The sequence below is a fragment of the Leifsonia sp. NPDC056824 genome (assembly GCF_042789575.1).
GTDB lineage: Bacteria > Actinomycetota > Actinomycetes > Actinomycetales > Microbacteriaceae > Leifsonia.
The window spans coordinates 228,670-248,446 of record NZ_JBHUAV010000001.1 but is presented as its reverse complement, the minus strand read 5'-3'; the positions used below and the strand labels follow the sequence as shown (position 1 = coordinate 248,446).

The window sequence follows — 19,777 nt, the reverse complement described above, 5'->3', positions numbered from 1 at the left end:
GAGATCGGTAGTGGCGGGTGCCGGAATGGCGGCTAGCGGAGGAGATTCGGGCCCAACCCGGCAGGATCTCCTCCGTTGCCCGCGAAAGTGGGTGGGGAGGGGCGGGGCAAGGGGGAGGGGGCGGGGCTAGAGGAGGTGGCCGTTGGCCAGGACTTGGTGGACGTGCCAGTCGTGGTCGAGGAGGACCGCGTCGGCGGCGTAGCCGGCGTGCAGCCGGCCGAGACGGGATTCGCCGAGCGCCTTCGCCGGCGTCGCGGTGAGCGCGGTGACCGCGGTGACCGGGTCGAGCCCGACGCGGGTGATCGCGTTGCGGAGGGCGGCGTCCTGGGTGAGGGTCGATCCCGCGATCGTGGTGGTGCCGGAGAGCACGGCCAGGCCGTCGCGGACGCTGACGTTCAGGCCGCCCAGGCGGTAGTCGCCGTCCGTCGCGCCGGCCGCGGCCATCGCATCGGTGACCAGGGCGACGCGCCCCGGCGCCTCCCGGAACAGCAGTCCTGCCACCGACGGGTGGACGTGGAGGCCGTCGAGGATGAGCTCCAGCGTCACCTCCGGGTTCTCGATCGCCGCCATGACCGGGCCCGGAGCGCGGTGGTGGATGCCGTTCATCGCGTTGAACGCGTGCACCAGCAGCCGCGCACCGACCTCGAACGCCCGCTGCGCCTGCGCGTAGTCGGCCGCGGTGTGGCCGATGCCGACGACGACTCCGGCCTCGATGAGCACGCCGATCGCCTCCAGGGCGTTCGGCAGCTCCGGCGCGATGGTCGCGGTGCGGAGGGTGCCGCGGGCGGCGCCGATCAGCTCCTCCACCATCTCGGGGCCGGGATCGCGCAGGAAGGCGTCGTCGTGCGCGCCGCGCCGCTCGCGGGCCAGGAACGGCCCTTCGAGGTGCGAGCCGAGCACCATCGGATCGACCTTCGTCAGGTCGGCCACGACGCCGAGGCTCTCGCGCAGGGAGGCCAGCGGATTCGCGACGTGCGACACGAGCGCGCGCGTGGTGCCGTGGGCGCGGTGCGTCGCGAGGGCCGCGAGCATCTCCTCCGGGCCGTCGTCGTACGGGTGCCCGCCGCCGCCGTGGCAGTGCAGGTCGATGAAGCCGGGCGTCAGCCAGTGGCCTCCGGCGTCGATCACCTCGCGGCCGGGGACGCGGGCGGCCTCGTGCCAGCCCGTGCCGGAGCCGGTCGCGACGATCGTGTCGCCCTCGGCGACCAGCCAGAACTCGTCGACCCGTCCGCTCGCATCCACTTTGCGGGCGTCATGGACGACGACGCCGGTCATGCGAACTCGCGCCGCCCGTTGATCACGCCGCTCACGGTCGCCACGACCGCGAACACCAGCGCGACGATCGGCTGCCCCAGACTCCACCAGGCGAAGGCCGCGCAGCCCATCACGACGATCTCGACGAGCGCCTTCACCAACGCATCGACGTGGAGCACGGCCTTGGGGGAGCGGAACAGCGCCCACAGCAGGATCGCGAGCACGGGGGCGCCGATGCCGACGACGATGTTCCACGGCAGCGGCCAGGCTGCGAAGCCCCAGATGCCCAGCGAGACGATGGCGAACAGCTCCAGCACGAAGCGGAGGATGTCGTTGGGCCCGACCTTGATCGGGGTCTGCTCGTCGTGCGTGGAGGTCACCGGCCCAGTCTACCGATCCGGGTCCGCCGTGGCTGAGCGCCGGCCGATCCCGCTCAGCGGAAGATGATGGTGCGCGCTCCGTCGAGCAGCACGCGGTCCTCTGCGAACCACTTGACCGCCTGCGTGAGGGTGCGCGACTCCTCGTCCTGGCCGATCGCGACCAGCTCCTGGACGCTGCGGGTGTGGTCGACGCGCACGACGTTCTGCTCGATGATCGGGCCCTCGTCCAGGTCGCTGGTGACGAAGTGCGCGGTCGCGCCGATCAGCTTGACGCCGCGGGCGTGGGCCTGGCGGTAGGGGTTGGCGCCCTTGAAGCCGGGCAGGAACGAGTGGTGGATGTTGATCGCCCGGCCGGCCAGCTTCTCGCACAGCCCGGGGGAGAGGATCTGCATGTAGCGCGCGAGCACGACCAGCTCGATGTCGTGCTCCTCGACGGCCTCCAGTACCCGCGCCTCGAACGCGGCCTTGGACTCGGGGTCGCTCACCTGCTGCGACTCGAACGGGACGCCGTAGAAGCCGGCGAGGTCGCCGAGCGCGGCGTGGTTGGACAGCACGAGCGGGATCTCGACCGGGAGCTGGCCGGCGCGTTGGCGGAACAGCAGGTCGTTGAGGCAGTGGGCCGCGGTGGACACGAGCACGAGCGTGCGCAGCGGTCGGCCGACGTTGTCGACGCGGTGCGTCATCCCGAACCGCTCCACCACCGGCGCGAGCGCGCGCTCGAATTCCGCGCGGTCGGCCGCGGACTCCACCTGTAGGCGCATGAAGAAGCGCCCGGTGTCCGTGCTCGCGAATTGCTGGCTCTCGGTGATGTTCCCGCGGGCGGCCACGATCGCGCCGGAGACGGCGTGGACGATGCCGGGACGGTCGGCGCAGCTGAAGGTCAGCACCCAGTGGTTCGCGGTGACGGTCGCAGCGGCGGAGTCCATCCGTCCAGGGTAGCGGCCCGTGCGGGTGAGCCGTTGACGTCCTAGCGCGGGACCGGAGCTCCAGCCGTCCACACCTGCAGCACCTGGAAGTCATCGTCCAGCAGTACGGCGTCCGCCGCGTACCCCGGCGCGAGGCGGCCCAGGTCGGCACCGCGGCCGATCGCGGCGGCGGGCGTCTCGGTGAGCGCGCGGACGGCCTCCTCGACCGTCACGCCGACCTCGCGCACCGCGCGGCGCAGCGCGTCGTCCTGGGTCAGCGTGGAGCCGGCGATCGAGCCGCCCTCGGCCAGGCGGGCGACACCGTCGCGCACCTGCACGCGGAGGGCGCCGAGCAGGTAGTCGCCGTCGGCCTCGCCGGCCGCCGCCATCGCGTCCGTGATCAGCGCGATGCGGCCCGGAGCGGAGGCGAACGCCATCCTGACCACCTCCGGGTGCACATGGATGCCGTCGTTGATGACCTCCACCGTCACCCCCGCGGTGCGCGTGGCGGCCGCGACCGGGCCGGGCGCGCGGTGGTAGATGCCGTCCATGCCGTTGAAGGCATGCGTCAGGATGGTGGCGCCCGCGTCGAACGCCGCGCGGGCCTGGTCGTAGTCGGCGCCGGTGTGGCCGACCGCGACGGCGACGCCGGCCGCGGCGAACGCGCGCACCGCGTCCATCCCGCCGGGCAGCTCGGGGGCGAGGGTGACCTGGCGGAGGGTGCCGGCCGCGGCGTCGAGCAGCAGCGCGATGTCGGCGGGCATCGCCGAGCGCAGCAGCGCCGGGTCGTGCGCGCCCTTGTGCGCGAGGTCGAGGAAGGGGCCCTCCAGGTGCGAGCCGAGGACGCGCGGGTCGTCCGCCGCCAGTGCGGCCACGCCGCGCACACGCTCGGCCAGCTCGGCGACCGTCGCCGTCACCAGCGAGACCACAAAGCGCGTCGTGCCGTGGCGCTGGTGTAGGGCCATCCCCGTGCGGATCGCGTCAGCGCCGTCGTCGAACGCCGCCCCGCCGCCGCCGTGGCCGTGCAGGTCGATGAAGCCCGGGGTCAGCCAGCCGCCGTCGGCGTCCGTGACGACGGCGGAAGGATCGCCCGCGACCGCCGCGACCCAGCCGTCCCCGACGCCGGTCGCGGCGACGCGCTCGCCGTCGAACAGCACCCAGGCGTCGCGGGTCGTGCGGCCCTCGCCGACGAGGCGGGCGGAGTGGATGACGTGCCGGCTCACGCGACGATGACCTCGAAGCCGGCCTCCACGAACGCCGCCCGCTGCTCGGCCGTGATGCCGTCGTCGGTGATGAGGGTGGTGAGCAGCTTCGGGCCGCCGAGGGTCGCGAACGCCTTGCGGCCGATCTTGCTGGAGTCCGCGACGACCACAGCGCGCGTCGCCCGGCGGGCCATGAGCGAGTTGACGCTCGCCTCGCCTTCGTCGTGCACCGTCGCGCCGACCAGCGGGTCGATCCCGTTGACGCCGATGAAGGCGATGTCCATCGTGATCTTCTCCAGCACGACGTCGCTGTACGGGCCGACCAGCTCGTACGAGCGCGCGTGCACGACGCCGCCCGTGACGACCGTCTTGATCTGCGGGCGCATCACGAGCTGGGCCGCGATGTTGATGGCGTTGGTGACCACGGTGAGGTTGGGATGCGGCGACGGCTCCATGAGGTCGGGCCGCGACCCGAGCACGGTCGCCACCGCGGTGCTCGTCGTGCCGCCGCAGAGGCCGACGACCGCGCCGCGCGGCACGAGCGCGCTCGCCGCCTGCGCGATCCGCAGCTTCTCGGGCGCGTGCTGCTCGCGCTTGTAGCGGATCGGGAGGTCGTAGGCGACCGACTGGCCGACTGCTCCGCCGCGGGTGCGCGTCAGCAACTGCTGCGACGCCAGGGCGTCCAGGTCGCGCCGCGCGGTCGCGGCCGACACGTCGAGCTTCGCCACGATGTCCTCCACCTCCACCTGGCCCGACTCGGCCAGGAGGTCGAGGACGGCGTTCAGCCGTTCCGCTCTGTTCATCGCTGTGCAGTCTCCGTTCCGCTCGCCGCGCCGGCGGCGACGTCGAACAGGGTCATCAGGCGCGCCGCCTCCGCCGCCACGGCCGCACGCCCCTCCCGCACGTACCGCCGGGAGTCCACGACCTCCGGATTCGCGCGCAGGTAGGCGCGGATCGCGTCGGTGAAGAAGCGGTTCAGGTGGGTGGAGACGTTGACCTTGGTGATGCCGGAGCGGATCGCCGCCTCGATCGTCTCATCCGCGACCCCGCTGGAGCCGTGCAGGACCAGCGGAACGTGCACGGCGTGTCGGAGCGAGGCGATGAGATCGAGGTCGAGCAGGGCGGTCCGCTCGGTCATCGCGTGCGAGCTGCCGACGGCGACGGCCAGCGCGTCGACGCCCGTCTCGGTCACGAACCGGCGGGCCTCCACGGGGTCGGTGCGGGCGCCGGGCGCGTGCGCGCCGTCCTTCCCGCCGATCTCGCCGAGCTCGGCCTCCACCGAGACCTCGTTGGCGTGCGCGTACTCGACGACCCGCACGGTCGCGGCCACGTTGTCGTCGTAGGGGAGCATCGAGCCGTCGAACATGACCGAGCCGAAGCCGAGGTCGACGGCCTGCCGGGTCAGCGCGGCGTCCTCCGCGTGGTCGAGGTGGACGGCGACGTGGGCGGACGAGTCCGCGGCGAGGGCGAGCGTCCCCCGGGCGATCGGGTCGAGGCCGCCGTGGTAGTCGGCGCAGTTCTGCGAGATCTGCAGGATGACGGGGCGGCGCGTCTCCTCGGCGGCCGACACCAGCGCCTCCGCGGTCTCCAGGTGGATGACGTTGAAGGCGGCCACGCCGGTGTGTGCGGCGACAGCTCCGTGCAGGAGGTCGAGCGTGGGGACGAGAGGCATGCGGGGCTCCGGGTCAGTGTGGGTGGTTCAGGAGGTCACGAGGCGGGCCTCGTACTCCGGGTAGGCGGGGTCGAGCTCGCCCGCGAGTGGGGCGACGACGGCGGCGGCCGACCAGGCGGTCGCCCGGCGGACGAGGACGGCGGGATCGGTCGTGCCCGCGCCCAGCGCCGTCGCGATGGCGGCGACAGCCGCGTCTCCGGCTCCTGTCGCGTTGCCGGCGAGGGGCCGGGGCAGCCGGGCGGACCAGGTGCGGCTCGCGCCGACGGCGAGCATCCCGTCGGCGCCGAGCGAGACGAGCACCAGCCCGGCTCCGGCCGACAGCAGCACGCGGGCGCCCGCGACCGGGTCGTCCGAGCCGACCGTGTCGGCCAGCTCGCGGCGGTTGGGCTTGAGCACGTCGGCTCCCGCCTCGGCGGCGGCGAGGAGGGCCGTTCCGCTCGCGTCGACGATGCTCGGGATGCCGCGCCGCCTGGCGACCTCGACGAGGTCGGCGTAGATGCTCTCGGGTGCGCCGGGCGGGAGGCTGCCCGACCCGACGATCGCGGTCGCCGGCACGGCGAGGCGTTCGACGGCCTCCCGCAGCGCGGTCCACTCGGCGGGGGAGAGCCCGGCGCCGGTCTCGTTGAAGATCGTCGCGACACCGGAGCCCTCGTCCACGATCGCGACGCTGCTGCGGGTCGGCGCGGCCACCGGGATCAGCTCGGACGGCAGTCCGCTCGCTTCGAGGTCGTCGGCCAGGCGCAGCCCGGACGCGCCCCCCGCGGTCGTCAGGACGAACGAAGCGCCGCCGGTCTGCCCGATCACCCGCGCGACGTTCAGGCCCTTGCCGCCCGCCCGCGCCGTCGGAGGTGCGACCCGGTGCGTCTCGCCCGGCTCCAGTGCGGCGACGCGATAGGTGAGGTCGATCGCGGGGTTCGGGGTGACGGTGAGGATCATCGGACGGCCTTCAGGGCATCGGCCGCCGGGGCCGGGAGCTCCCGTGCGCGCAGGGCGGCGCCGATCACGCCGGCGTCCTCGCCGATGCGGGCGGGGATCAGCTGCGGCCGCCGCTGGAAGGTCAGGAGCGCGTCGAGGCGCTGGGCCAGCGGCACGAAGAGCTCGTCGCCGGCCTGCGCGAGGCCGCCGCCGATCACGACGGCCTCGGGGGCGAGCAGCGCGACGGTGTGCGACAGGTCGAGCGCGAGGGCGTCGAGGGCCGAGTCCCAGATCCGTTGCGCGGCGGGATCGCCGGAGCGGGCACGCTCCAGCACCTCCCGCGACCCGGCCACCGGGACGCCGCTGATCGCCGTGTACCGGCGGGCGATCGCCGCGGCCGAGGCGACGGCCTCCAGGCACCCGCGGCTCCCGCAGGCGCAGTCGGGGCCGTCGGCGACCCGGGAGTGGCCCATCTCGCCGGCCATGCCGCCGCCGGTGAACAGGGTGCCGTCGATGAAGATGGCGCCGGCGATCCCGGTGCCGATAGCCATCACGACAACATCGCGGAAGCCCGCGGCCGCGCCCAGCCGGTACTCGGCCTCGCCCGCGGCGCGCACGTCGTGGCTGAACGACACCGGCATCCCGTACGCCTCCGTCGCGCGGTCGCGGAACGGAAAGTCGTTCCAGCCGAGGTTCTCCGAATACACGCCGACACCCGTCGCCTCATCCACATGCCCGGGAACGACCAGGCCCGCCGCGACGGGGACCACCTCGGGATGCGCGCGCCGGAACCCGGCGGCCAGCTCCGCGGTCGCGGCGATGACGGCCTCGCCGGTGCGCTCGCCGTCGAGCGGGGTGGGCCGGCGGATCAGCTCGACGATGCGGCCGGCGGAGTCCACCAGTGCGGCCTTCAGATCGGTGCCGCCGACGTCGAAGGCGAGCACCGGGACTCCGGAGCCGAGCCGGTCGTCGGTGTCAGCGTGCGCGTTCACGAGGTCAGGATGACAGAACGGGTCAGGTTGCGGGGACGATCGGGGTCGAGTCCGGCGCGGCGGGCGCGCTCCAGGGCCACGCGCTGCGCACGGACCAGGTCGGCGAGGCCGTCGATCGGCGCGTCCTCGTACCGCGCGCCGGTGGCGGCGACGTCCTGGGCGAGGCCGGCGGGGGCCTCACCCAGCATCCAGGTGACCCGGCCGGGAGCGGCGATCGCGATCGGGCCGTGCCGGTACTCCTTCGCCGGGTAGGACTCCGTCCACGACTGGGACGCCTCGCGCATCTTGAGGGCGGCCTCGTGCGCCAGGCCGATGGTCCAGCCGGCGCCGAGGAAGCTGTACTGGTCGGCCCCCAGGAGCTCGTCGTCCAGGTCCTCGTCGATCGCGGCGGCGGCCTGCTCGATGGCGGCGCTCAGGTCGTGGCCGAGGGAGGCGCGCATCAGCGCCAGCGCCGTCGTCGCGAAGCGCGTCTGCACGACGGAGGTCTCGTCGGCGAAGGGCAGCAGCACGGTGTCGTCCACGACGTCGGGCAGCGGTGTGCCCGCCGCCCCGACGACCGCGATCGTCCGCGGCCGGCGCGAGCGGCCTTGCAGGCCGTCGATCAGCTCGATGACCTCGGTCGTGGTGCCGGAGCGGCTGATCGCGACGATCGCGTCGTAGTCGCGATCGATCACCGCCTCCGAGGCCGCGTACGCATCGGTGAGGCCGTGGCCGGCGGACTCGCGCAGCACGGCGTACGACTGCGCCATGAACCACGACGTGCCGCAGCCGACGACCGCGATGCGCTCGCCGGACGCGGGGAGCAGCGCCTGCTCCTCCCGGAGGGCGGCCGCGCGGGCCCAGGTCTCCGGCTGCGATCGCAGCTCGGCCTCCATGTGCGCTCCGAGGGGGATGTCCGTCACTGCTCGCTCCTGTTCGCCGTCGATTCGGTCATGACAATGATTACTTATGAGCGTTTAGTCCGTCAACTAATCATTTTCGATCGTTTATGCCTGATCGGATCCCGATCTAGGGGTCTTCGGTCAAGCCGCGGTAACGATCTGGGTTCTGTTCCTTGACGCGCGCCCCGGGGATGCGCAATTATTCGAGCATCAATTGAGTGCAAGTGATTGTTTCTGCATGAAACAAATCACGAAGCATCATCCAGATACGCACCGTCGCGCATCCGCACCACATCCGTCGACGGTCCGTGATCCGTATCGAGAGTGAGGAGAGTCGATGAAGAAGTCAGTGCGGTGGGGGGCCGCCGTCGCCACGGCGACGGTCGCCACCCTGACGCTCGCGTCCTGCGGCTTCGGCGGGGGTTCGGGCGGCTCGGCCGGTGGCAGCAACAGCCTCAACCTGATGGTCGCCAGTTACTCGGACAACACCAAGGCCGAGTGGCAGCAGATCATCAAGGACTTCGAGGCCAAGAACAAGGACATCACGGTCAACCTCGACGTCGAGTCCTGGACGGACATCAACAACGTCATCAAGACGCGCATCCAGGCCGGCAAGCAGCCGGACATCCTGAACATCGACGCGTTCGCCGGCTTCGCCGCGGACGACCTGCTCTACCCGGCGAAGGACATCGTGTCGTCCTCGACGATCGACGACTTCCAGCCGGCGTTCACGGACAACGCGAGCATCGACGGCACCCAGTGGGGGCTTCCCTTCATCGCCTCCGCCCGGGCGCTGTTCTACAACAAGGACGACTTCGCCACGGCGGGCATCACCGACCCGCCCAAGACGTGGGCCGACTTCGAGGCCGACGCCGCCAAGCTCAAGGCCGCCGGGATCACCCCCTACGGGATGCCGCTCGGCTCCGAGGAGGCCCAGGCCGAGACCGCCGTCTGGTTCTACGGCGCGGGCGGAGGCTACGGCGACGCCAAGACGCTCACCCTCGACAGCGCGGAGAACACCACCGGCGCCACCGAGATGCAGAAGATCATCACCCAGGGCTTCACCCAGGCGAACCCCGGTTCGACCAACCGCACCCCGCTGATGAACGTCTTCATCCAGGGCAAGCTCGGCATGCAGGTCGGCCTCCCGCCGACCGTCGGGCAGATCAAGCAGAACAACCCGTCGCTGAAGTACGGGATCGCACCGATCCCCACCAAGGACGGCTCGGCCTTCACGCTCGGCGTCGCCGACCACCTGATGGCGTTCAAGAGCAAGACCGACCGCCGGCCGGCGATCAAGAAGTTCCTGGACTACTTCTACTCGCCGGCGGTCTACACCAAGTGGGTCGGCGCGGAGGGCTTCCTGCCCACCACGAAGACCGGCGCGGACACGATGGGCTCGAACGCGGACATCAAGCCGTTCCTCGACCTGCTGCCGAACGCGAAGTTCTACCCGTCCACCAACAAGGACTGGTCGGCTGCGCAAGGCGCCATCCAGAGCCAGATCGGTCAGCTCGGTCAGGGCGCCGATCCGGCAGCACTGCTCAAGACCATCCAGTCGAAGGCCACGGGCCAGTAGCAGCGGCATGACCTCGACGATCGAAACGACCACGACGGGGGCGGCCACCGGCCGTCCCCGTCGCGGGGCGCCTCGCGCCAGGCACGGCAACACCACCACGCTGTGGAACGCCGTGCCGTGGACGCTTCCGGCGCTCATCCTCATCTTCGGCATCGTGCTGTTCCCTGCGGGCTACATGATCTTCAACTCGACGCGGAAGATCTCGGTCGCCGGCGTCGACCACGGATCGGTCGGCCTGCAGAACTACGTCACGGTGCTCTCGCGCCCGGAGATCCCGGGCATCCTCCTCAACACCGTCATCTGGGTCGTCTCGGTGGTGGTCATCACCGTGGTGATCTCGCTCGCGCTCGCACAGTTCCTCGACAAGAACTTCCCCGGCCGGCGCTGGGTGCGGATGGCGATCATCGTCCCGTGGGCGGCGAGTGTCGTCATGACGACGACCGTCTTCGTCTACGGGCTCGACCCGTTCTACGGGATCATCAACAAGTTCCTCGTCGACATCCATGTGCTCGCGCAGCCCTTCGGCTTCACCAAGGAGCCGGTACCGGCGTTCCTCTCGTCCATCGCCATCGCGGTGTTCGTGTCGCTGCCGTTCACGACCTACACGATCCTGGCCGGGCTCGCGGGCATCCCCGGCGACATGCTGGAGGCCGCGAAGGTGGACGGCGCGGGCGCGATGCGCTCCTACTTCGGGGTGACGCTGCCCAACCTGCGGCCCGCGATCGCGCTGGCCAGCCTCATCAACATCATCAACGTCTTCAACTCGCTGCCGATCCTCAAACTGATGACCGGGACGATCCCCGGCTACAAGGCCGACACGACGACCACCTACGTGTTCAAGCTGCTGCAGAACGAGCAGCGCATCGACCTGTCGAGCGCGCTCAGCGTGATCAACTTCCTGATCGTGCTGATCGTCGTCGCGCTCTACCTGTGGATCGTGAAGCCGATGAAGGAGGTCTCGTGACCGCGCCCGCCCCCGCGCTCGCCGGAGCGCGCCCCTCCGTCCCGGCTCCCCGCCGCCCGCGCTCCGGCTTCTCCTGGCGCGTCGCCGGCAAGGTGATCGCCGGCGTCGTCATCGCGCTGGTCTTCATCGCGCCCTACCTGATCATGCTGGTCGGCTCGTTCAAGAGCAGGGACAACATCCTCACCGTCCCGCCGACCTACTTCCCGACGCAGTGGCATCCCGAGAACTACCTCACGATGTGGTCCACCCCTGAGACCCCGTTGCCGCTCAACCTGATCTCGACCATCGTCATCTCGGTGTTCGCGACGGTGCTGGTGCTGCTGGTCTGCGTCCCGGCGGCCTACTACACGGCGCGGTTCCGCTTCCCGGGACGCGGGGTGTTCCTCTTCCTGGTGATCGTCACGCAGATGCTGCAGCCGACGGTGCTGGCGACCGGCCTGTTCAAGGAGATGGTGGCGCTCGGGATCAACGACACCTGGCTGGCGATGATCCTGGTCAACGCCGCATTCAACCTCGCCTTCGCGATCTGGATCATGCACACGTTCTTCGCGGGCGTGCCCAAGGAGGTCGACGAGGCGGCCCAGCTCGACGGCGCGGGGAAGTGGACGGTGCTGCTGCGCGTCCAGCTCCCGCTGGTCTGGCCGGGCATCGTCACCGCGATCATCTACACGTTCGTCGCCTCCTGGAACGAGTTCGCGGCGAGCCTCGTCATCCTCTCCACCGACGCCAACCAGCCGCTCTCGGTGGCGCTGACCAAGTTCGTCGGCCAGTACGACGCCGCCTGGCAGTACGTGTTCGCGGTGTCGGTCGTCGCGATCATCCCGGTCGTGATCCTGTTCGCGCTGATCGAGAAACGCCTGGTCGGAGGCCTCACGGCGGGCAGCGTCAAATAGCGCTGGGGTCGCCGGACCGAGCTGGGGCGCCCGCGCGTGTGGCGCGACGCGGGCGCCCCGATGCACCCCGATGCACCACTGCATCGGCGCGCGGTAGCATCGAGACGATGACGGCCGGTATCACGAGTTCGCGGCACCCGGCGGTTCCCGTCGGGCCCGTGACCGAGGTCGCCCGTGTGCGGCTCTTCCGCTGGGAGCTGCCCTGGTGGGCCGGTGTGCTCGGCGTCTATGCGGCCTCCCGGGTACTGACGACGCTGCTCCTGCTCGCGCTCTACCTCGTCGCGGGCGCGATGCACTGGGAGGGCGGCAGCCCGCAGACGCACCCGACGTTCCTGGGCTTCGCGGGCACCTGGGACGCCTCCTATTACTGGCGCATCGTCGAGCACGGCTACCCGACGACCCTGCCCGTCGACGCCGACGGCGACGTGCAGCAGAACGAATGGGCGTTCCTCCCGCTGTATCCGCTGATCGTGCGCGCGCTCATGTCGGCGACCGGGCTCGGGTTCCCGGCGGCGGGCGTGCTCGTCGCGGTCCTCTGCGGGGCGGCGGCCAGCCTGGTGCTCTACCGGGTCGTGGCGTCGCGCGTCGGCTCGATCAGCGGACTCTGGGCGGCCGTGTTCTTCTGCTTCGGCCCGCTCTCGTTCGTCCTGCAGATCGCGTACGCCGAGAGTCTGTTCTTCCTCCTGCTGTTCGCGGCCCTGCTGGCGACCATGACGCGGCGGTACTGGATGGTCATCCCGTTCGGGGTCGCGGCCGCGTTCACCCGTCCGGGGGAGCTCGCGCTCCCGCTCACCCTCGGGATCGTGTACGTGATCCGCGCGGTGCGGGCGCGCCGGGGACGGGAGACCTTCGGCGTCCGGGAGCGCGTGGCGATGATCGTCGCCGGGGCGGTGACCGCTGCGGCAGGGCTGGCCTGGCCGCTGATCGCGGCGACCGTCACCGGCACGCCAGGAGCCTACGTGGAGACCGAGCTCTCCTGGTGGACCGGCTTCATCGGACGGGTCGCCTTCGTGCCGCTGACGCCGTGGTTCCTCTTCACCTGGCGGTACGCGAGCGTCGCGGGCGCCCTCCTCGTCGTCGCGGCGATCGGCGGCTACGCGTGGCTGCTGAACCGGCCGGGCATCCGCGCGCTCGGCACCGAAGTGGTCGCCTTCGCCGCCAGCTACGCGCTCTACCTGTTCGCCGTCTTCCTGCCGCAGCAGAGCCTCTTCCGGCTGCTCATGCCGCTGGCCCCGCTCGCCGGGGCGCCGGGGCTGACCCACAACCGGCGTGCTCGCACGATCGTGCTGGCGGCCGGGATCGCGCTGCAGCCCGTGGCGCTCGTGCTGTTGTGGTTCGTGGGCTACCCGTGACCTGACCCCGCTCACGGCGTGAGCCGGAGGGCGACGGCGACGAGCTCGCCGCGGTTGGCCGCAGAGGTCTTGCGCATCACTCTGCTGACGTGGCTCTCCACGGTGCGGACGCTGAGGACGAGCCGGGACGCGATCTCCGGGTTGCTGAGTCCGGCGGCCACGAGCCGGGTGATCTCGCGCTCGCGATCCGTCAGCGCAATCGGCGTCGAGAAGAACCCGCCACCGCCGTCGTCGCCCGTGGGGTGTCGAAGCGCGGCGGCCGGGCCGGCCCTCCCGCTCGAGGCGAGACGCTCCGCGAGCGCGCCCAGGTCCGCGACGTCGGGCTCGGCGCGGGCCTGGACGAAGGCGAGGTGTGCGTCGTGAAGCTCGGACTGCTGTCGAGCGAGGAGGGCGCGTGCCTCCGCCAGCCCGGCGTCGTCGAGCGCGTGCTCGAGCGACGTCAGCAGTGCGAGCGCGGCCGTGGGCAGCTCGCCGTGGGTCGCGAGGGTCGAGGCGAGCCGCCGGAGCAGCTCCGCGGCCTCGTCCGGCCGCCCCCTGCCGGCGGCGAGCTGGGCGTCGATCCAGCGCACGCCCGCGCCGACCGCGGACGGCGGGCTCCCGTCCGAGGCCGTCGGGAGGCCGGCGGCGAGCTCGTCGCGGACCCGTTCGGCGAGCGTGGTGTCGCCCCGGCGCACCGCGATGACGGCGGAGAGGACGTGGAGCGCGACCTGGACGGCGGCGCCGGGCACCGCGGGCGTGCCGAGTGCCGACGCCGTCGCGAGCGCGTCGGCGGCGTCGGCCGGGCGGTCGGCGAGCAGGTGGCACAGCCCGAGCGCGACGCTGTGCGCACGCACCGCTCCGGCGTCGAGCCGGTCGCGCGCCGACGCGGCGCCGCGTTCGGCCCAGGCGACGGCCTCGGCGTGCCGTCCGACGCCGAGGAGGGCGTAGGCGTGCGCGGCCGCCTCGCTCGCGGGGGCCGCGCCGGGCAGGGCGGCGAGCTCGTCGAGGTGACGGACGGCGTCCTCGAAGCGCCCGCAGCGGAGCGCGACGGCCCGGGAGGCCTCCATCAGCCGGGACCGCACGGGCGGCGGGAGGTCGCTGTCGTCGCGCAGGAGCTCCTCGGGAACGGCCGGCTCTGCCCCGATCTCGACGGCGAGCAGCACCGCGGCGGCGTCCGCGAGCCGTGCGAAGGCGCCGAGCCCGGCGACCTCCGTTCGCAGGGCCGCGAGCGCCGCGGCGAGCTCCGCGCCGGCGGCCAGCGATCGGCGCGCGCGGAGGACGGCCAACTCGGCCGCATCCAGCGGGTCGCCCGGCAGGACGGCTGACGCAGCCAGCACCCGGTCGAGCTCGGCGGCCGAGCCCGGCGTCATCCCGGTGTCGGCCATCAGGGCGCGCGCGAGGACGAGCGCCGATCCCGGCGAAGGCGCGGCATGCCACGCCCGCGACGCCTCCGCGCGGCGGGCGTCGGCCGCCGCGTGCACGAGCTGCACGAACGCGGCGTCGGTGGTCGGGGCGTCCACCTGGGCCCGGTCGCGCAGGTGGTCGGCGAGCACCGGGGGATCGAGGGCGAGGAGCCTGCGCCCGCAGTGCGGCACGATCCGGAGGACCCCGGCCGCGGCGAGGCCGTCCAGGGCGGCGGGGTCGACCAGCCCGCGCGTCGACGCCACGTCGCCCACGCCGGTCACGGCGATCCGCTCCAGCGCGCCGCGCTCGGCTGGGGAGAGCCCGGAGATTTGCGCTTCGAGGGCGCCGCGGAGCGCTCTGCTCCACAGCTCTCCCGTCGCGGACCACGCGCCGGAGGCCCTGGCCAGCCGGCCCTCCAGCACAGCGAGCTCCGCGAGCGCGAGCGCGAGGCCGACATTGCCACCGCACAGCGCGTACACGCGGCTCATCGCGCCTGCGTCGACCGGACCGCCGAGCCGCTCGGCCACGACCGACCGGAGCTCCTCGTAGTCGAGCGGCACCAGTTCCACGACGTACGCCGTCGACGGCCCCTCGTCCCGCCGCGCGCGGGTGCGCAGCAGCGGCGTGCGCGTCGCGCGGCGCACGGCGTCGATCGCTCCGGTGGACGCGTCGTCGAGGAGGTCGGCGTCGTCCACGAGGAGCGCTGCCGTGCCGGACCCGATGGCGGTCGTCAGGGCGTCGATCGCCTGTTGGAGGGCGGACGCCGTGCGGCGCTCCGGGGACGTCAGCACCCCGAGCCCTGCCGCGTGGAGGGCGGCGAGCGGGCTCTCGCGCAGCGACCGGACGCCGTTCACGCGCACGACCGTCCTGCGCGCGTCGGCCGCCGACGACGCCACCGCGTCGACGACGGTCGAGCGCCCGCTCAGGCGCGGACCGACGAGGTCGACGTCCGCGTCGCTGGAGAACAGGAGCTCGCGCACGAGGGTCAGGACCCGGTCCCTGCCGGCGAGCGGAGCGGAGTCCGCGGCGCGGGGATCGATCATCGGGTGGCTCCAGGGGACGTGCGGTGAACTGCTGCAGCCCAACGGTAATACGCAAGATGTAAGGCGCTCCACGTAAGACCGGGTGAACGGCACGGAACATCGACCGATCCGCACGTAAATCCCCGGATCGACAGTGGGCAGCCCCGTTACCGACGACAGCATGGTTCCCAATGTCGAAAGGGAGTCAGGGCCTATGAGCGGTCGATCGCGCCGCCGTGCGAGAGCGGCCGAGCGCGCACGCGTCACGCGTGTCGTGCTGATCTCGCTCGGCGCCGTCGCCCTCGTCGTCGTGGTGTGCGCCGCCTGGGTGGGCATCAGAGCGGCCATCTCCTACGGTCAGGTGTCGGCCGCCCGCGCCGAGGCCACGGCGACCGTCGCCGCCGTCGCGGCGGACCCGGTGTCGGCCGCCTCCCGCGTCGACCGGCTCCGCGCGGTGGGCGACCGCCTCGACGACGCCAAGGGCCTGACGGGCGATGTCGTGTGGCGCGCGTCCGAGTACCTCCCGTTCGCCGGGGCGAACCTCCGCTCCTACCGGCTCACGGTCGAAGCGCTCCACGAGACCGTCGACGGCGGACTGGCTCCCGTCGTGGCCGACCTCGCCACGCTGGAGACCGCCGTGTCGCTCGCGGACCGCACGGTCGACACCGGCGCCGTCGCGGGCACGGCGACCCGCCTCCGCACAGCGGAACGCGCGCTAGAGCGCGGCCGCACGACGCTGCGCGAGGCCTCGGCGGGCCCGCTCGTGCCGCAGCTCGCCTCCGGCGTCAAGAAGGCCGAGGGCCTGGTCGACAGCCTCCACCGCACCGTCTCCTCGCTGTCAGTCGCCGCGCGCGTCCTCCCTGCCGCGACCGGCGCGAACGGTGCGAAGAACTACGCGCTGCTGTTCAACAACAACGCCGAGCTCCGGACGACCGGCGGGATCGCGGGGGCCGTCTCGGCGCTGACCGCCGACGGCGGACGCATCGAGCTGGGGCAGCAGCTCATCCCCGATCAGCTCAACCCGGCAGCGGGGGCCGGGCTCGCGGTGAGTCCGGAGGAGCGGGCGCTGTACGGGCCCCAGCTCGGCGAGTACATCCAGAACGTCAACCTCACGCCCGACTTCGTCCGGAGCGGCGAGCTCACGGCCGCGCACTGGCGCGCGGCTCTCGGTCAGGAGCTCGACGGGGTCGTGTCCATCGACACCGCGACGATCGGGCTGCTGCTGGCGGCGACCGGTCCGATCACCGTCGCCGGGCGCGAGCTGAACAGCGAGAACGCCTCGCGTGTCCTGTTGCGGGACGTCTACCTCGAGATCGAGAGCCGCGACGAGCAGGACGTGTTCTTCGGCGAGCTCACGCGCGCCATGTTCGACAAGCTCTTCGGCTCGGGGACCGGCATCGTCGCGGTGCTGAAGGCGCTGGGCACGGCCGTGGACGAGGGCCGGATCTCGCTCTGGTTCGCCGACACCGCGCTGCAGCGCGAGATCGCCGGCGGCCCGCTCGCCGGACCGCTCGCACAGCTCACCGACCGCGGCGCGCCCGTCGGCGTGTTCCTGGCCGACGGGACCGCCGGCAAGATGGACAGCTACCTCGAAGGCTCCGTGACCGCGACCTGCCACGCCCCGGCCAAGAACAGTACGAAAGTCGGCAGCACCGTCACGGCCACCGCGACGCTCGCCTCCACGGCGCCGGCGGACATCGCCGCGTTCCCCTGGGTCGTGACCGGGTACGGCGTGCCCGGCCTCCCGGCCGGACACATCCGGACGATGGTGCAGTTCGCCGGGACCGACAGCCTCCGCCCGCAGCGGCTGACGGTCGACGGCGCAGAGGTCACCGCCCTCTCCCGGATGATCGACGGCCATCCGGTGTCCGTCGTCCAGGTGGACCTCGCTCCTGGCGCTGTCTCGGTCGTCGTCGCCGAGTTCGTCGCCCTGCCCACCCGGTCGCCGACCGTCGACCGCGTCGTCGCGACCCCCACCGCCACCGAGTTCGAGCACTTCGCCGAGCCCGGGACCTGTGGCTGACCGAACCGCTCCGGTCGGCCAGTGACACCCATCCCCTACGAAGGAGAACCCATGAAGAAGAAACTGTTCGGCGGCCTCGTCGCCCTTGCGCTGGCGCTCGCGCCCGCGGCGGCAGCCCACGCGGACTACCCGCCGGGCGATGGGGTGCACGGCTCGCTCGACAAGTACACCGCCGCCCCGGGCGAGACGGTCACGTACACCGCTCCAGCGACCGCCTACCTCCCGGGCGAGACCCTGACGCACACCCTCACCGGCGTGAACGGGCACACCGCGACCACCGCGTCGCTGCGCACCGCCCCGGTCACGCCGACGGTCGGGCAGTTCAACGCGACGGCCGAGGACGACGGCTCGCACACCTTCGCGTTCGTCATCCCCTCTCAGGCGGGCGCGAACTACACCTACCGGGTCCTGCGTGCCGACGGCACGGTCTGGGAGTCGTTCGACATCTCGGTCGTGAACCCGGTAATCCCTCCGGGCGACGACAACGGCAACGGCAACGGCGGTGCCGGAAACGGTTCGAACGGTGGTGCCGGAAACGGCTCGAACGGCGGCCTCGCGATGACCGGTTCGGACATCGCGATCGCAGGAATCGCCGGCTCGGCCGCGCTCCTGGTCGGCGCGGGCGTCGTCCTGCTGGTCGTGCGCCGTCGTCGCCGCAGCGTCGAGACCGCTGCCGCGTGACGATCGCGACCCGGTGAGCCTGACGCTCGCCGAATGAGCGGAGCCGGTGACCTCACGGGGTCACCGGCTCCTCTCGCGTCGGTGCGCAGGACGGCTCAGCTCGTCGCGTCCTCCGGCCACGGCACCTCCGCGACGCGGCGGTACGACGTCCCCAGCGCGTCCCAGTGCTCGGCGAGCCGGGCGACCCGGGCGGCGAACTCATCGAAGTCGCGCGTCGACTCCACCTCGGCCGTGTCCGCGGGAGCCTCCGACCAGCCGATCTCGGCGACGGCCGCGAGGCGGGGGAACACCATCCGCTCGACCTCGTCGATCGTCGTGATCGTCTCCGTCCACACCGGGGCCTCGACGCCGAGGATGTGCGCGTCGCCCAGCCCCGGCACGATCCGGGCGGGGTCCCACTCGTACGCGCTGCGCAGATCCGTCGGGCCGTCCGCCCAGTCCTGACCGATCGGGTCGCCCTCCTCGTACACGATGTCGAGGTAGGCGACGTCGGCCGGTGACATGATCACGTCACCACCGCCGCGGACGAACGCCAGCGTCTCGGCGGCGGCGTCGCCGCGCGGGACGCGGAACGACCAGTACTGCCCGACCGTTCCCGCGGGGAGGCCCGCCGCGCGGCCCATCTCGTGCCAGCCGACCGGGATCTTGCCGGCCTCGGCGACGAGCTCCGCAGCCCGCCGCACGAACGCCTGGAAGTCCGCCTCCGGGGTGCTGAGGCACTCGTCGCCGCCGATGTGGAGGTACGGGCCGGGCGTGAGGGCCGCGACCGCGCGGATCACGTCGCGCACGAAGCCGTCCGTGACCGGGTCGCCGGTCCGCAGCGTGCTGAAGCCGACCTCCGACCCGGTGTAAAGCTCGGGTGCGACGCCGTCCGGGTTGAGCTCAGGGTAGGAGGCGAGCGCCGCGTTCGTGTGCCCCGGCATGTCCAGTTCGGGGACGATCGTGACGTGCCGCTCGGCCGCGTAGGCGACCAGCTCGCGGAAGTCGTCTGCGGTGTAGAAGCCGCCCCGGCTGCCGTCGCTGCCCGTGGAGCCGCCGATGCGCGTCAGCTCCGGCCACCCGGGGATATCCAGGCGCCAGCCCTGGTCGTCGGTCAGGTGGAGGTGGAGGTGGTTGACCTTCAGCAGGACGATCGCGTCGATGAACCGCTTGACGTCCGCAACCGGGAAGAAGTGCCGCGCGACGTCCAGCATGGCGCCACGGTAGGCGAAGCGCGGGTGGTCGCTGATCCGGATCGCCTCGACCGTCAGCGGGTCGCCCTCGCACTCGGCAGGGACGAGCTGGCGCAGCGTCTGAACGCCCCAGAACGCGCCGGCCGCGGTGGCCGCGCCGATCCGAACGCCCTCGGCCGCGACCTCCAGCGTGTAGCCCTCGGCCGGGTGCCCGGCGGGCCCCTCGTCGTCCGCGATCACGATCGCGATGTCCCCGAACGCCGGAGGCTCGTGGACGACGGCGAGCTCGCGCCGGCAGTCCGTGGCGAGCTCGAGGTGCAGCAGCCGGCCGACCGCGTCGGCGCCTGGCCCCGCGACGATGATCCTGGCGCCGGGGAGGAGCGTGAAGGGCGCGTCGCCCGTGTTCTCGAGCGCTGCAGGGCGAGGCACGACCACGGATGTTCCTAACCACGTCAGGGGATTCGGGGTTCGGCCGACACTGCCCACCCGCGGGACGGCCACCAGCGA

The 19,777-nt window shown here is 72.4% G+C and carries 17 protein-coding genes; 6 read left to right on the top strand and 11 right to left on the bottom strand.

Translation table 11 applies throughout. From position 1 onward, the window contains the following. Positions 1–126: 126 nt before the first annotated feature. The 9 genes from nagA (ACFRFH_RS01295) to ACFRFH_RS01255 are packed head-to-tail and all read right to left on the bottom strand — an operon-like array spanning position 127 to position 8,222. Positions 127–1,275 (bottom strand): N-acetylglucosamine-6-phosphate deacetylase, encoded by a 1,149-nt coding sequence (gene nagA, locus ACFRFH_RS01295; RefSeq protein WP_382461222.1) that lies wholly within the window; start codon positions 1,273–1,275, stop codon positions 127–129. After that, positions 1,272–1,634 carry a YrdB family protein gene (locus tag ACFRFH_RS01290; protein WP_382461221.1) on the bottom strand — a complete coding sequence of 121 codons (363 nt, stop codon included), beginning with the start codon at positions 1,632–1,634 and terminating at the stop codon, positions 1,272–1,274. Before ACFRFH_RS01290 ends, nagA (ACFRFH_RS01295) begins: the two co-directional genes overlap by 4 nt. 53 nt (positions 1,635–1,687) lie before the next feature. Next, positions 1,688–2,560, bottom strand: a complete 873-nt coding sequence (gene purU / locus ACFRFH_RS01285) for a formyltetrahydrofolate deformylase (protein WP_382461220.1) — start codon at positions 2,558–2,560, stop codon at positions 1,688–1,690. A 41-nt stretch (positions 2,561–2,601) separates the two neighbouring features. Then, positions 2,602–3,762 (bottom strand): N-acetylglucosamine-6-phosphate deacetylase, encoded by a 1,161-nt coding sequence (gene nagA, locus ACFRFH_RS01280; RefSeq protein ID WP_382461219.1) that lies wholly within the window; start codon positions 3,760–3,762, stop codon positions 2,602–2,604. Next, positions 3,759–4,544 (bottom strand): DeoR/GlpR family DNA-binding transcription regulator, encoded by a 786-nt coding sequence (locus tag ACFRFH_RS01275; protein ID WP_185276578.1) that lies wholly within the window; start codon positions 4,542–4,544, stop codon positions 3,759–3,761. The genes nagA (ACFRFH_RS01280) and ACFRFH_RS01275 overlap by 4 nt, the downstream gene beginning before the upstream one ends. Then, positions 4,541–5,413 carry a ketose-bisphosphate aldolase gene (locus tag ACFRFH_RS01270; RefSeq protein ID WP_382461218.1) on the bottom strand — a complete coding sequence of 291 codons (873 nt, stop codon included), beginning with the start codon at positions 5,411–5,413 and terminating at the stop codon, positions 4,541–4,543. The genes ACFRFH_RS01275 and ACFRFH_RS01270 overlap by 4 nt, the downstream gene beginning before the upstream one ends. A gap of 27 nt (positions 5,414–5,440) precedes the next feature. Then, positions 5,441–6,349 (bottom strand): 1-phosphofructokinase family hexose kinase, encoded by a 909-nt coding sequence (locus ACFRFH_RS01265; RefSeq protein WP_382461217.1) that lies wholly within the window; start codon positions 6,347–6,349, stop codon positions 5,441–5,443. Next, positions 6,346–7,320, bottom strand: coding sequence for an ROK family protein (locus ACFRFH_RS01260; protein WP_382461216.1), 975 nt, complete (start codon positions 7,318–7,320; stop codon positions 6,346–6,348). The genes ACFRFH_RS01265 and ACFRFH_RS01260 overlap by 4 nt, the downstream gene beginning before the upstream one ends. Further along, positions 7,317–8,222 carry an SIS domain-containing protein gene (locus ACFRFH_RS01255; protein ID WP_382461215.1) on the bottom strand — a complete coding sequence of 302 codons (906 nt, stop codon included), beginning with the start codon at positions 8,220–8,222 and terminating at the stop codon, positions 7,317–7,319. Before ACFRFH_RS01255 ends, ACFRFH_RS01260 begins: the two co-directional genes overlap by 4 nt. Positions 8,223–8,538: 316 nt before the next feature. Between ACFRFH_RS01255 and ACFRFH_RS01250 the strand changes: the two genes are divergently transcribed. The 4 genes from ACFRFH_RS01250 to ACFRFH_RS01235 all read left to right on the top strand — a co-directional run bounded on the left by ACFRFH_RS01250 (position 8,539) and on the right by ACFRFH_RS01235 (position 12,989). Further along, entirely contained in the window at positions 8,539–9,780 is a 1,242-nt protein-coding gene (locus ACFRFH_RS01250) for an extracellular solute-binding protein (protein WP_382461214.1), read from the top strand. 7 nt (positions 9,781–9,787) lie between these two features. Next, on the top strand, positions 9,788–10,744 hold the full coding sequence (locus ACFRFH_RS01245; RefSeq protein WP_382461213.1) for a carbohydrate ABC transporter permease: 957 nt from the start codon (positions 9,788–9,790) through the stop codon (positions 10,742–10,744). Further along, complete coding sequence (locus ACFRFH_RS01240; RefSeq protein WP_382461212.1) at positions 10,741–11,637, top strand: carbohydrate ABC transporter permease; 897 nt, start codon at positions 10,741–10,743, stop codon at positions 11,635–11,637. The genes ACFRFH_RS01245 and ACFRFH_RS01240 overlap by 4 nt, the downstream gene beginning before the upstream one ends. A gap of 107 nt (positions 11,638–11,744) precedes the next feature. Then, positions 11,745–12,989, top strand: coding sequence for a mannosyltransferase family protein (locus ACFRFH_RS01235; RefSeq protein ID WP_382461211.1), 1,245 nt, complete (start codon positions 11,745–11,747; stop codon positions 12,987–12,989). 11 nt (positions 12,990–13,000) lie between these two features. Here the strand turns inward: ACFRFH_RS01235 and ACFRFH_RS01230 are convergent, their stop codons facing one another. Continuing rightward, on the bottom strand, positions 13,001–15,415 hold the full coding sequence (locus ACFRFH_RS01230) for a LuxR C-terminal-related transcriptional regulator (RefSeq protein WP_382461210.1): 2,415 nt from the start codon (positions 15,413–15,415) through the stop codon (positions 13,001–13,003). A 193-nt stretch (positions 15,416–15,608) separates the two neighbouring features. On the opposite strand from ACFRFH_RS01230, the gene ACFRFH_RS01225 reads away from it, so the two are divergent. After that, positions 15,609–17,417 (top strand): DUF4012 domain-containing protein, encoded by a 1,809-nt coding sequence (locus ACFRFH_RS01225; RefSeq protein WP_382461209.1) that lies wholly within the window; start codon positions 15,609–15,611, stop codon positions 17,415–17,417. Positions 17,418–17,468: 51 nt separating this feature from the next. Then, positions 17,469–18,098 (top strand): hypothetical protein, encoded by a 630-nt coding sequence (locus tag ACFRFH_RS01220; RefSeq protein WP_382461208.1) that lies wholly within the window; start codon positions 17,469–17,471, stop codon positions 18,096–18,098. 95 nt (positions 18,099–18,193) lie between these two features. On the opposite strand, the gene ACFRFH_RS01215 is transcribed toward ACFRFH_RS01220, so the two are convergent. Continuing rightward, positions 18,194–19,705: a family 20 glycosylhydrolase gene (locus ACFRFH_RS01215; RefSeq protein WP_382461207.1), complete on the bottom strand. Its 1,512-nt coding sequence runs from the start codon at positions 19,703–19,705 to the stop codon at positions 18,194–18,196. Positions 19,706–19,777: the final 72 nt, after the last annotated feature.

Bases quoted from the DNA above. Each gene is read 5' to 3' on its own strand.
- ACFRFH_RS01230 (WP_382461210.1), bottom strand. From the start codon at position 15,415: ATGATCGATCCCCGCGCCGCGGACTCCGCTCCGCTCGCCGGCAGGGAC.
- ACFRFH_RS01220 (WP_382461208.1), top strand. From the start codon at position 17,469: ATGAAGAAGAAACTGTTCGGCGGCCTCGTCGCCCTTGCGCTGGCGCTC.
- purU (WP_382461220.1), bottom strand. From the start codon at position 2,560: ATGGACTCCGCCGCTGCGACCGTCACCGCGAACCACTGGGTGCTGACC.
- ACFRFH_RS01275 (WP_185276578.1), bottom strand. From the start codon at position 4,544: ATGAACAGAGCGGAACGGCTGAACGCCGTCCTCGACCTCCTGGCCGAG.
- ACFRFH_RS01250 (WP_382461214.1), top strand. From the start codon at position 8,539: ATGAAGAAGTCAGTGCGGTGGGGGGCCGCCGTCGCCACGGCGACGGTC.
- ACFRFH_RS01235 (WP_382461211.1), top strand. From the start codon at position 11,745: ATGACGGCCGGTATCACGAGTTCGCGGCACCCGGCGGTTCCCGTCGGG.
- ACFRFH_RS01265 (WP_382461217.1), bottom strand. From the start codon at position 6,349: ATGATCCTCACCGTCACCCCGAACCCCGCGATCGACCTCACCTATCGC.
- ACFRFH_RS01270 (WP_382461218.1), bottom strand. From the start codon at position 5,413: ATGCCTCTCGTCCCCACGCTCGACCTCCTGCACGGAGCTGTCGCCGCA.
- ACFRFH_RS01225 (WP_382461209.1), top strand. From the start codon at position 15,609: ATGAGCGGTCGATCGCGCCGCCGTGCGAGAGCGGCCGAGCGCGCACGC.
- ACFRFH_RS01245 (WP_382461213.1), top strand. From the start codon at position 9,788: ATGACCTCGACGATCGAAACGACCACGACGGGGGCGGCCACCGGCCGT.
- nagA (WP_382461222.1), bottom strand. From the start codon at position 1,275: ATGACCGGCGTCGTCGTCCATGACGCCCGCAAAGTGGATGCGAGCGGA.